The sequence below is a fragment of the Phormidium sp. FACHB-1136 genome (assembly GCF_014697375.1).
GTDB lineage: Bacteria > Cyanobacteriota > Cyanobacteriia > Phormidesmidales > Phormidesmidaceae > Nodosilinea.
Genome location: NZ_JACJRS010000008.1, coordinates 36,462 through 48,933 on the forward strand (window position 1 = coordinate 36,462; position 12,472 = coordinate 48,933).

At 59.0% G+C, this 12,472-nt stretch carries 8 protein-coding genes; 5 read left to right on the forward strand and 3 right to left on the reverse strand.

The features are described from left to right. Positions 1 to 62: 62 nt before the first annotated feature. The gene (locus H6G62_RS04120) at positions 63 to 332 is read right to left on the reverse strand and encodes a YciI family protein (RefSeq protein WP_190492848.1); all 270 of its coding nucleotides are present in this window, start codon (positions 330 to 332) and stop codon (positions 63 to 65) included. Between the two features lie 259 nt (positions 333 to 591). Then, a complete protein-coding gene (gene cobN / locus H6G62_RS04125) occupies positions 592 to 4,650 on the reverse strand; it encodes a cobaltochelatase subunit CobN (RefSeq protein ID WP_190492849.1) in 4,059 nt (1,352 codons plus the stop codon). 362 nt (positions 4,651 to 5,012) lie between these two features. On the opposite strand from cobN, the gene H6G62_RS04130 reads away from it, so the two are divergent. The 3 genes from H6G62_RS04130 to H6G62_RS04140 all read left to right on the forward strand — a co-directional run bounded on the left by H6G62_RS04130 (position 5,013) and on the right by H6G62_RS04140 (position 8,800). Beyond that, positions 5,013 to 7,343: an ATP-binding protein gene (locus H6G62_RS04130; protein ID WP_190492850.1), complete on the forward strand. Its 2,331-nt coding sequence runs from the start codon at positions 5,013 to 5,015 to the stop codon at positions 7,341 to 7,343. An 84-nt stretch (positions 7,344 to 7,427) separates the two neighbouring features. After that, positions 7,428 to 8,258, forward strand: coding sequence for a type 1 glutamine amidotransferase (locus H6G62_RS04135; protein WP_190492851.1), 831 nt, complete (start codon positions 7,428 to 7,430; stop codon positions 8,256 to 8,258). A gap of 77 nt (positions 8,259 to 8,335) precedes the next feature. Then, complete coding sequence (locus H6G62_RS04140; protein WP_190492852.1) at positions 8,336 to 8,800, forward strand: DUF2214 family protein; 465 nt, start codon at positions 8,336 to 8,338, stop codon at positions 8,798 to 8,800. On the opposite strand, the gene msrP is transcribed toward H6G62_RS04140, so the two are convergent. Next, positions 8,797 to 9,786, reverse strand: coding sequence for a protein-methionine-sulfoxide reductase catalytic subunit MsrP (gene msrP / locus H6G62_RS04145; RefSeq protein WP_190492853.1), 990 nt, complete (start codon positions 9,784 to 9,786; stop codon positions 8,797 to 8,799). The two genes, H6G62_RS04140 and msrP, sit on opposite strands and share 4 nt — an antisense overlap. A gap of 576 nt (positions 9,787 to 10,362) precedes the next feature. Between msrP and H6G62_RS04150 the strand changes: the two genes are divergently transcribed. Beyond that, the gene (locus H6G62_RS04150; protein WP_190492854.1) at positions 10,363 to 11,148 is read left to right on the forward strand and encodes an RNA polymerase sigma factor SigF; all 786 of its coding nucleotides are present in this window, start codon (positions 10,363 to 10,365) and stop codon (positions 11,146 to 11,148) included. A gap of 70 nt (positions 11,149 to 11,218) precedes the next feature. Next, the gene (locus H6G62_RS04155) at positions 11,219 to 12,388 is read left to right on the forward strand and encodes a hypothetical protein (RefSeq protein WP_190492855.1); all 1,170 of its coding nucleotides are present in this window, start codon (positions 11,219 to 11,221) and stop codon (positions 12,386 to 12,388) included. The last annotated feature ends 84 nt before the right edge of the window (positions 12,389 to 12,472 follow it).

The following is a 12,472-nucleotide window of genomic DNA, read 5'->3' on the forward strand; positions in this document are numbered from 1 at the left end:
CAGACATTCCAAAAAACGGGCTGAAAAACCTGGTTCCAGGCGTGGACATTCCGACAAGTGGACTAAAAAACCTGGTTCCAGGCGTGGACTTCGTACTCCGTCCAGATGCCGTTTTGCCAGTAGGGGTCGGCCTCAATCAGTTGGCGCACGGTGGCCTCGTCCTCGGCTTCGTAGATGCCGAAGACCTTTTGGTTGTCAGTCGTTGGCCCTAGGGCAAGCAAAATCCCTTTGTCTTTTTGGGCCTGAAGCCCCTGGAGATGAGCCTCGCGGTAGGGGGTGCGTTTTTCTAGGGCGTTTTCGCAGTAGCAACCCCAGAGGACGTATTTGGCCATCGGTTCACGCCTCAACAATCACGGTTTAACGGGCTACGGTGGATTTCACTCGGTTGAAGTGCACCCTGATGATCCCCCCGCCCCCTTACCAAGGGGGAGACAGCGTGAAGCTTAGACAGCCAGGTACTAGGGGGATCTAGAACTAAGCCGTTGGGTACCTCACTCAAGGGAGAACCAAGATATTTTCAACATTTTTAACCGATCAGCCTCAGCTAATCAGTCTTAATCCAGCCAATTGATCCTATCAGGCCACGGGAACCTAACCCACCTCGGTTTGGCGGGCTTCTAGGATGCCTTCGGCCTGGTTGGCGATTTGGCGCAGGTCGTCCAGCAGGGCCGGATTTGCCGAGGCCCACATCCCCCGCTGGTTCGCTTCCAAAAGCCGTTCGGCCATGTCCCGCAGCGCCCAGGGGTTGGATTGCTGCACAAAGGCTTGCACTTTGGGATCCAGCACATAGGCATTGGCCACACCTTCATACATATGATCGGCGACACAGCGGGCGGTGGCGTCGTAGGCGAATAGGTAATCCACCGTGGCGGCCATTTCAAAGGCTCCCTTATAGCCGTGGCGCATCACCCCCTCAATCCACTTGGGGTTGACCACGCGGGAACGGTAGACCTTGGCAATTTCCGCCTCCAGCGTCCGCACCTTGGGCTGGGCGGTGATGGCATTGTCGCCAAAGTAGACGGTGGGTTGCTGGCCTTGGATCGTCCTTGCCGCCACGGTCATGCCGCCCTGGAATTGGTAGTAGTCATCGGAATCCAGCAGGTCATGTTCCCGGTTGTCCTGGTTGTGGAGGACGATTTGTAGGTGCCGCAGCCGTTGCTCAAAGGCTTCCGGTGCCGCTCGGCCCTCGGCCTTGCGACCGTAGGCATAGCCGCTCCAGTTCAGGTAGGCGTGGGCCAGGTCTTCGTCCGTCGTCCAATTTTGGGATTCGATCAACCCCTGCAACCCCGCCCCGTAGGCACCGGGTTTAGAGCCAAACACCCGATAGCGAGATCGCACCGTCGCTTGTTCCGGGGTCAATCCCTGCTGTTCCCAAGTCGCCGCTTCTCGCCGCGCCCTGTCCGCCAGGGGATTTTGGTCAGCGGGTTCGTCCAAATCCGCCACCGCCGCCACTGCCTGATCAAACAGGTCAATCAAATTGGGAAAGGCATCCCGAAAGAAGCCCGAAATCCGCAGGGTGACATCCACTCTAGGCCGCCCCAGGGCCGATAGGGGCAAAATCTCAAAATCCACCACCCGTCGCGAGGGGCCATCCCACACCGGACGCACCCCCATCAGGGCCAGGGCTTCGGCTAGGTCATCGCCCCCGGTTCGCATGGTGGAGGTGCCCCACACCGAAAGGCCCAGGGTTTGGGGATATTCGCCGTTCTCCTGGGTGTATTGCTCAATCAGGGTTTCCGCCGCCCGCCGCCCCACATCCCAGGCGCTTTCCGTAGGGATGGCGCGAATATCCACCGAAAAGAAGTTCCGTCCGGTGGGCAACACGTCGGGTCGGTTGCGGGTGGGCGCTCCGGCGGGGCCACTGGGCACATAGCGACCGTCTAATCCTTTGAGCAGGTAGGTGATTTCGTCGCGGGTACGAAGGAGAGCGGGGAGAAGGGTGGTTTGGATCCAGGTGAGTTCGGCCCTCACCCCCAACCCCTCTCCCATAGGGAGAGGGGAGCTAGAGGGGGAAAGAGTTGGGTGCTTAGAAAGTGATGGGCTTACCTCAACCTGAGCATCCTGTTTACCTCCGGTTCCCTCTCCCTCTGGGAGAGGGCTAGGGTGAGGGCGGCTCGAACCTTCCAGCAAAGCATCCACCAACCGAGCAGCTTCTTCCTCTAACACCTCAACCACGTCGCCAATAATGCAGCAATTTTGCAAGTTGGGGTGTGATGTAGCTTGGGATTTTGAATCAAAGGGTTCGCCTAAGTCAGCGGTGAGGGGGTCGATATCCAAATTCCAGGTTTCGGCAAGGGCGCGGGTAAACCCCTGGCGACCGGGGCCGGGGTGGCGGGCAATGGCGATGATTAAATCCCGCAGTTGTCGGCCTTCGGGGCAGCGGCCAAAGATGTGGAGGCCGTCGCGGATTTGGGCTTCCTTGAGTTCGCAGAGGTAGGTGTCGAGGGTGGGGAGGAGGAGGGGGAGAGGGGGAGATTGGGGGATGGGGAGATTGGGGGAGGGGAAGGTAGGAGACTCTGGGGAATGGGGGGCTGATTTTGGGGAGATTTCAGTGAGGAGGTGGGTTTCGGTGAGGAGGGTGAGGAGGCGGTCGCCGATGACCTTGAGCCTGGTGGGGTCGAGGCTTTGGGCTTCGTAGTATTCGTCTACCAAGCCTTCCAGTTGTTGCAGGGGGCCGTAGAGTTCGGCGCGGGTGAGGGGGGGCGTGAGGTGGTCGAGGATGACGGCTTGGGCGCGGCGTTTGGCCTGGGAGCCTTCCCCCGGATCGTTGACGATGAAGGGATAGAGGTGGGGCAGGGGGCCAAACATGGCTTCGGGGTAGCAGTCTTGGGAGAGGCCGACTCCCTTGCCGGGGAGCCATTCTAAATTGCCGTGCTTGCCCACATGGATAATCGCCTGGGCACCAAAGCTCTGCCGCAGCCAGAGGTAAAAAGCGAGGTAGTCGTGGGTGGGTTCGAGGTCGGGGGCGTGGTAGTTGAGGGAGGGATCGACATCGTAGCCCCGGCTGGGTTGGATGCCGATGAAGATATTGCCGAGTTGGAGTCCGGGGATGGGGAAGGGGGAGTCGGGAGTCGGGAGTCGGGAGTCGGGAGAGTAGGGCGTAGGTTGCCCCCAGCGGTTGACCATGCCGGATTGGACGGGGGCGGGGAGATGTTGGAAGTGGGCCAGGTAGTCAGACTGGGGCAGGGCTTGGCGAATGGGGCGGAAGTCGCGGCCTTCGGGGTCGTTAGTGGGGCCAGCGGTGAGGCGTTGGATCAGGTCGTCGCCGTCGGTGGGGATATCCTCGACGCTGTAGCCAGCGGCTTTGAGGGCTTGGAGGATTTCGATGGCGCTTTGGGGCGTATCTAGCCCGACTCCATTGGCCAAGCGACCGTCGCGGTTGGGATAGTTGGCCAACACCAGGGCAACGCGGCGTTCGGTCACAGGGGTGCGGCGCAGGGTGGCCCAATGCAGTGCTAGATCCGCCACGAAATCCACCCGGTCGGGCACGGGTTCATAGGTGACGACATCGGTTTCTAGGGCGTCGCTGCGCTGCTGAGAGGCTTTGAAGGACACCGCACGGGTAATAATCCGCCCATCCACCTCCGGCAGAGCGACGTTCATGGCGATGTCGCGGGGAGAAAGGCCCAGGCTTTGACTAGCCCAAGCTTCCTGGGTGCCGCCGCTGAGGATGACCTGCAACACGGGCACATCCAACTTTTCCCAGAGATCCAGATTGAGGGTGCCGCCATCCAGCTTGGCCACCGAAAAGCTGGTGGTATTCAGCAATAGGTCAACCCCAGGGCCATCCTTGGGCTTCAGTAACTCCAGCATCTCCGCCTGCACATCGGGATCCTGCAACGACGACACATACACCGGAACGGGTTGCAATCCGCGTTCTGCGAGGGCCGTACAGAGGGCATCAATGGGGGCGGTGTTGCCTGCGAGGTAGTGGGCGCGGTAGAAAAGAAGTCCTATGGGGAGTCGGGAGTGGGGAGTGGGGAGTGGAGAGTCGGGAGTCGGGAATCGGGAGTCGGAACTAGCCGTTAAGAGTTCAGACTGCTCCAGTCCCCCTCTCCCACAGGGAGAGGGGCTAGGGGTGAGGGCATCCGGGGCTAGGACAAAGGGATATCGCCCTACTTTAGGAATGGCTTGGGGGGCTGGAGGCTGATACTCGGTGGCAAAAAGCTGGTCACACAGCCACAGCAGCCCGTGGGTGAGGTTTTCCACGCCGCCTTCGTTCAGGTAGCGCCAGAGTTGGTTGGCCACGGTGAGGGGTACGGTGGCATGGCTGATCAGGTCGGGGGCGGGGCGGTCGTCGCCGGGGAGGACAATCAGGTGGGATCCGGTTTGGGTGGCGGTTTCACGGACGACCTCTAGGCCGTAGGGCCAGTAGGCGCGGCCACCAAGAATCCGCACAATGATGACCTTGGCGTGGCGAAGGACGGTATCGGCGTAGGTATCAATAGCCAACTGCTGCTGAAGCTGGAGCAGATTGGCCACCCGCAAAGTTGGAAAGCCATGGGGTAAGCGCGTTTGGGCGGCGGCGAGGGTCTGAATTTCGGTGTCGGCGGCGGTGAGGAAGACCCAATCGGCGGGGGATTGTTCCACAAAAATCACGCCTTCGGTGTCGGGAGTCCACCCTCCGGGGGTGGCGGCTAAGCGATGCATAGGGCAGGGTTGAAGAGAAGGAACGCCGAAATCTGAAGGAACTCTAGCGTATGCCGAAGAGGGGACACGGCCAAAGCTACTATAGACAATAACCATTTACAGGCCCTGCCCTGCCACTCAGCCCTCGTCAGATCATCACCCTGGGATAGCCGCTATGGCAGAGTGTTGCTCTGGGGTGGTATCTGTGGGTTTGGGCCATTAGCGATTACCTCAACGATTAAGATATCTAGTTTTTTCGATTCCCTTAGGACAAGTCACCGCTAGGATATTGACTTCTATTAATTCCTTGATTTCCCTTCATGACAGGCTGGCTTTCACAAAGACGAACCTGAAATGGGCGGTTTCAGCCCCTAAATAAGCGAATGCCGAGGCTTTTTCCTGGTAGTGCCGAACAAATTATTGCCAGATCAGTCCTGGATCCCCTGGGACTGTTCCTAGCGCAGTATGGTCAGCGTCAGGGCTTGAGCCTGATGACGGAGGCCGATTATCCGGTGGGGCCGTTGGGGCTGGATCAGTTTTGGGGATTGATTGGCCCATCTCTGGCAGTGGTGCTGGTGGTTGGCCCTGTGCAAGAAGATGCGGATCTTCGGGATTTGCCGCCGGATTCGGCCACACTTCAGCTTTTGATGGATCCAGATGGGATCCGAATCTTTCTGGAAGCGGTAGGTACGGCCCTAGACAATCCTGAACAATGCGCCCAACTGGCCAGCTTGGGGAATCATCTTGGCCATGGGGATCCTGCTGCCCAGGCCCAGTTCATGCTGGATTGGTTGAACTTTTGCACGACGGCGATGCCGCCCACCTGCAAGCCCGTCCAGGATCGACTGGATCGCCAGCTAGAGCGGAGTTTGGTGCTGAACCAGGTGGTGACGAAAATTCAGGAGAGCCTAGATCTCTCGGTGATTTTGCAAACCACGGTGTCGGAGGTGCGCTATTTTCTCCAGGCGGATCGGCTGCTGATTTACCAATTTGCCCTACCCCAACAGGAGGTCGGAGCGGAGACCGATCAGACCATCGCGCTAGCCCCAGAGTCGGCACCGGGGGAATCTGTGCCGAAGGAATTCGCGACAGAGAAATCCATGTTGGGGGGATCCAGAGAAGACGAAAAGGCCAACCATCGAGGCGGATACATCACCTACGAGGCAAAGTCCAACGAAACCCTGTCCTCGGTGCTGCACTACACTGAAAACTTCTGTTTTAGCCAGTCGCCCGCCTGTCAGGAGCGTTTTTTCTCTGGCCAAACCACGGTGGTGGATAACATCGATGACGCCTACGCTTCGGTGCCCTGTCTCCATGCCTTTCTGACCCAGGTGGGGGTAAAGTCTAAGATGGTTGTCCCAATTCTGGTGGGGCAACAGTTTTGGGGCTTGTTGATTGTCCATCAGTGCCAGCAGCAGCGCCATTGGGAAGCCTGGGAAATTGAGTTTTTGGGCCACATTGCCGAGCACCTGGCCATCGCCATCAACCAGGCCCAGCTTTACCAGCAGCTTCAGCAGCAAACCCAAAATCTAGAGGTCTGCGTGATTGAGCGCACCCAGGATTTGCGAGATGCCCTGGCGGCGGCTCAAGCGGCGAACCGAGCCAAGAGCGACTTTTTGGCCACCATGAGCCACGAGCTACGCACCCCCCTCACCTACATCATTGGCATGTCTGCGACCCTACTGCGCTGGTCGTTGGGGGATTTGAGCGAACGCCAGCGAGACTATCTCAATACCATCCACACCAGCGGCGAACACCTGTTGGCGGTCATCAACGACATTTTGGAGGTGTCCAAAATCGAGTCGGGCCGCACCGCCCTAGAGGTGCGTGAATTTTCCCTCACCTCCCTCAGTCGCCAAAGTGTGGATGCCTTTCGGGCCGAAGCCGCCAAAAATGACCTGGATGTGGTGCTTGACCTCAAGATTGCCCCCGATCAGGATAGCTTTGTGGCCGATCCGCGTCGGGTGCGGCAAATCCTCAGCAACCTGATCAGCAATGCCGTGAAGTTTACCCCAGCGGCGGGCAAGGTCACGCTGCGGGTGCGGCGGGAGCAAAATGTGGCGGTGTTTGACATTAGCGATACGGGCATCGGCATCCCGGAATCGGCTCAATCCTTGCTGTTTGAGAAATTTCAGCAGTTGGAAAATGTTCGCCAGCGGGAATACCAAGGCACGGGCCTAGGGCTGGCCCTAACCAAACAACTGGTGGATCTTCACGGCGGGTCGATCAAAGTGGTGTCGAAGGTGGGGGTGGGGTCTCTCTTCAGCGTGCGTATTCCCCTCCAGCGCAGCGACAGCGCCCTCCCCCCCCCCAGCGCCCCTGAGGTAGAACCCGTCGTCGGTCGTATTGTACTAGTGGAAGACAACGAAGAAAACGCCAGCATCATCTGCGATATGCTCACCGCCGCCGACTACCAGGTGATCTGGATTGTGGACGGGTCGCGGGTGTTGGATCAGGTGGAACTCCTCCAGCCCGCCGCCGTCATCATTAACTTGAATTTGGCCAGCGCCAACAGCTACGACATCATCACCGCCCTAGGCCAGACCCTAGGCCACCGGGGGGTGAAAATCCTGGCCCTCGTCAACGGAGCCTCCTCCGACCAAGCCCAACGGGCACAGCAGGCCGGAGCCCACGATACCCTGCCGCACCCCGTTAACCCCAAGCAGTTGCTCACTGCCGTCTACCACCTCATGCGCCATCCGGCCCTGGGGTAGGGGCGAAGGGGGAGCCAGGTTCAGGGCCAAGGGCAGGGCTAAGGAGATGCGGCCAACTGATGAAATCCTTAGAAGTTTAGGGATATGCTGTCTAGGTTCCGCATCCCTGCCCAAGAAACTCCCTGGGCTTGGGCCGGAACCATCGCCCCTGATTGGAGAGTTATCCCCGTGTCCCTTGATATCCTCGTCGTTCAGCATACCGACGCCGTTCCGGTGGGATTGTTAGGGCGATATCTGGAATTACAAGGCGCTTGGCTCCATACCTGGAATGCCGCCCGCTGCACCAGCCCCCTCCAGGGCGACTACGACGGTCTCCTGGTGTTGGGTGGCCCCATGCAGTCCTGGGATGATGACGCCTTTCCTCACCTGCAAACGGTGATGGAAGTGATTCGCCAGTTTCACCACCAGGGGAAACCGATTCTGGGCATTTGCCTGGGGGCACAGCTCATCGCCAGAGCCTTTGGGGCCGCTGTTTACCCCAATGCCACCCCCGAACTGGGCTTTGTGCCGATCTATCCCATCGCCACCACGTCCCCAGAGCCTTGGATTCAGGACTTTCCGGCTGGAATGCTCCTGCTGGAATGGCACTCCGATACCTTCGACCTGCCCCCCAACGCCGACTGGCTGCTGACCAGCGACCGCTGCAAACACCAAGCCTTTCGCCTGGGCACCAGCACCTATGGGCTGCAATTTCACCCAGAAGCCACCCCAGAGATCGTCCGGGGCTGGTGGGATTTCCTCTCCGAGGCCGTCAAAGCCCAGTTTCCCCAGCTTTTAGATCAGGTGCAGCAACAGTTTGATGCCCATTGGGCCAAGGCCGATCAGTTCACGGAAGCCCTCGCCCAAAGCTGGTGTACCCAAGTGGCCCTCGCCTCTCGCCAGTCTCCCCCGTGCAGCCTGCCGATCCTCTGCTAAGGTAGTTAACCGTTTGGACAAGTTAACCATTTGGACAAGTTAACCGTTTGGATCCCATTCCCCAACCAGGACAGCCCATGTGGAGTAGTACCCTCACCGCCTACCTACACTATCTCGGCTTTATGGTGGCCTTTGCCGCCCTGGTGGTCGAGCACCAGCTTTTTGCGTCGGAACTCAGCCTCAAGCAAGCTTGGCGCTTAGTCATCACCGACAGCCTCTATGGCCTAGCTGCCGTCACCGTGCTAGTGACGGGCGTGCTGCGGGTGATGTACTTTGGCCAAGGCACCGCCTACTACCTCCACAGCCCCGTGTTTCACGTCAAGGTGGGGCTGTTTATCCTGGTGGGGCTGCTGTCGCTGTATCCCACGATTTCAGTAATTACCTGGATTAGTGGTCTACGTAAGCAGGAACCGCCCACCCTCACCACCGCCCAAGGCCAGCGCTTTATCTGGATTGTGCGCGGAGAACTGCTGGGCCTCGCCCTCATCCCCCTCCTTGCCGCCATGCTGGCCCGTGGAGTGGCCTTGCCCTTCCTCGCCTAGGCATACAAATTCGCCACGTAATCCCCGTAACCGTTGTAGATCACCGTGGGCTGGTTTTCCCAGTTGAACAGGTTGGTGGTTTCCCCCAGCAGTCGCTCCGTGGCCTGCGACCAGCGGGGATGAGGCACAGCCGGATTCACATTGGCCTCAAAGCCATACTCGTTGGGGGCGATGGTGTTCCAGTAGGTGGCGGGTTGCTGATCGACAAACTCAATTTTGACGATGGCCTTGGCCCCCTTAAAGCCGTACTTCCAGGGCACCACCATACGAATCGGGGCACCGTGCTGCTTGGGCAGGGTGCGACCATAGATGCCCACGGCAAAGAAGGCTAGGTCGTTGGCCATTTCCGCCACCGTCAGCCCCTCCACGTAGGGCCAGGGCAGGTTAAGGGCAAAGCCGTAGGCAGGCCCAGGGCAAACCTGGGGGTCGTAGTAGGAGGTGAACCGGACAAACTTGGCCGCTGCGGTGGGCTCGGCGGCCTCCAGGATGTATCGCATGGGAAAGCCAATCCAGGGCACCACCATGGCCCAGGCCTCCACACAGCGAAAGCGATAGATGCGCTCTTCCAGGGGAAAGCGGCGGGTGAGGTCGTCCAAATCGTAGGATTGGGGATGTTTCACCAGCCCCGACACCTCCAGTCGCCAAGGATCGGTGGGCAGGGCTTGGGCATTGGGCCAAACGGCCTTGGTACTGCCAAATTCGTAGTAATTGTTGTAGCTGCTGGCGTAGGCTTGGTCGGTGGGAACCCGGCCCGCATCGGCAAAGCTCGCATTGAGGGGAACGGCACCGAGGGATCGCCCCAGGGTTTTCTCCAGTTTGGGATCGATGGTGCGAGTGGTTTGACAGGCCGCCAAAGGCCCAACGGACAGCCCCACCCCGGCCCCAATCATCGTCTTCATAAACCGTCGTCGATTCCAAAAGGCCGACTCAGGGGTGATTTGCCGCTCAGACAATTGCCAATCGGGCTTGGGGTGAAAGAAAGCCATGCTTTGGGGGAAAAATAGTCTCAATACCCTCTATTGTGGCACTCGCCTGCGGCATTACCAAATCACCCTAGCCCAGGGAGATGGCCACGGCCCCGCCGATGAATAGCGAAGTTCTGTGAAGTTGTCCCCGCAATCCTACGGAGATTCCGAAGATAATCTAAAGATCTAGCCCCTCTAGCGACAACATAAGATAGGTCATCAAACACCGATTGAGGGGGGCCGCCACACTAAGCATGGATAGTCGTAGCGGCATTTGCCAAAACTTGTTCGAGATGTAAATGCTTCGTAAAAGTAGTCGAACCCTAGCAAATAGAGGGCTCAGCGCCTGTTACATCATGCTGCTAGACCATATTTATAGCGTCCATAACAGAGCCATCTTGGCCCCATGGCGGGAACTGGCGGACTCCACTTCCATGAGTCATATACTAATGAAAGGTTAACAACTGTCTCCGTAGATACGACATTGTGACGGCCTAGGCTGCGCCATTAGGCTGATAGCACAGATATCTAGGTCACCGTTTAAGCACGTAGACCGTTTAAGCGCCCAGACGGACTCGCCCTTTCCTGAACATCCCTATGCAAGCTCACTCCTGTCGTCAGGCTCAAGGCAGCACCCCAACCCTGTTGCAGCAATACCACCAGCAGCCCTCCCTTGAGCTTCGGAATCAGTTAGTCAATCTCAATATTGGTCTGGTGCGTCGCGAAGCCTACCACTGGTTGCAGCGATCTACGGAGTCCTTCGATGATCTGATGCAGGTGGGCAGTCTCGGCTTGATCCGAGCCATTGAGCGGTTTAACCCTGACAAGGGCTATGCCTTTAGCTCCTTCGCCACGCCCTACATTCGCGGCGAAATTCAGCACTACCTGCGCGATAAGGGGTGTTCCATGCGCATTCCCCGCCGCTGGCAAGCCCTAGAGGCCCAGTCCCGCCGCGTCATTCGCCAATTCCACCTCGATTTGGGACGGGTTCCCAATGACAGCGAAATGGCCACCGCCCTAGAGGTTTCCCTAGAAGAATGGCAAGACGTGAAACTGGCGTGTCAAAATCGGTCGCTGCTCAGCCTTGATGCGCCGATGCAGGATGAAGAGTCTGCCTCGGCCTGCCTGGGCGACTTGTTGCCCGATGGCAAATACCGCAGTTTTCAACTGGCCCAGGAAGATCAAATTCGGCTTCAGCATGCGCTTCAACAACTAGAGAACCGCACTCGCGAAGTGTTGGAATTTGTCTTCCTCTACGATCTCACCCAAAAAGAAACCGCCGAACGCATGGGAATTAGTGCCGTAACGGTGTCGCGACGGGTAAAGCAGGGCTTAAACCACATGCGCACCTTGCTTGCAAATTCTGATGACGAAATGCCCTAAAGCCGCTCCACCTCTGAAGAATTGAGCTATGGTTGAGGCATCGAGCTAGGGCCATGAAGGAGAGGTTTCCATGGGAGCCGCTATTTTTCTCATCTTGTTTGCGCTGGGCGTCCTGTTGTCCACGGTGGGTGGTCTTATTGGCCTCATCGATGCCTTTCGGGTCAGTCCGGTGTGGGGGCTTTTATCCTTCTTCGTGCCCTTTGCCCTGCTGGTCTTTTGCATTAAATTCTGGGGTAGCCGCAAGTGGGCCAAGATTAGCCTGATCACCACCCTGGCTGGGTTGCTGTCCATGCTGGCCGGGGTTCCCTTTATGGCGGGGTTTGTGCGTCAGCAAATGGCAGACCTCCAGAATCAAGCGGAAGAGAGCCCCTTGGGCCAAGCCCCCAGTGACCAAGTGCCCACCGACCAAGTGCCCATTGACCAAGTGCCCATCGAGGAGCCGCCTACCGACCAAGTGCCTGTTGATCAAGTCCCCGTCGATCAAGTCCCTATTGATCAGGCTCCCGCCGCGAATGGCAACCCAGAGTTTGCCACTCCGATGGTGCCCGCCGCTCCCCAACTCGCCAATATTGCCAGCGCCGAACTGATTCAATCCACCGACCCAGAGGAGCGCATCCGACAGATTAATAACCGTCGCCCCGATCCCTTCGCCACGGTCCCCATCCCGCCGCCGCCACCGCCCGCCCCCACTCTACCCACAGGGGCTGCTCCCACGGGAACATCGCCCACCGCCATAGCACCGACCGGGACAACGCCCACCGCTGTCGCCCCGACGGGGGTAGCCCCCACGGCTCCTCGTCCCGGTGGCACAACGGCGGGCACCACTCCAACCGCTCCTCGCCCCGGTGGCACAACGGCGGGAACGACTCCGACGGCTCCTCGCCCCGGTGGTGGCACTGCCGCCCAGCCCGCTGGCCCCGGTGGTCAGCCTGGATCACCTAGCCCTGGGGCGGTTGCCCTGGCTCCGCTGCCTGCTCTACCCCAGCCTACCCAAGCCCAGCAGGTGACGGTCACGGGGGTGGTTACCATTGGGGATCGCAACTACGCCATTGTGCAGTCGCCCGATGAGCCTACGGGCCGCTATGTTGCTGCAGGGCAACGGGTAGCTGGAGGAGCGGTTTTGGTGAAGCGCATTGATATGCGTGGCAATGAACCCATCGTTGTGCTTGAGCAAAACGGGGTTGAGGTTTCCCACTCTGTAGGGGTCCGGGAAGAGGCTGAAGCCCCCGCTGCCAGCTAAACCATCGTCGCCTTCTATAGGCCGATACTCGAGATCCCCCCGTTCTCTCCCTATTCACCTAAGACCGCTTCCTGGGCATGGCAG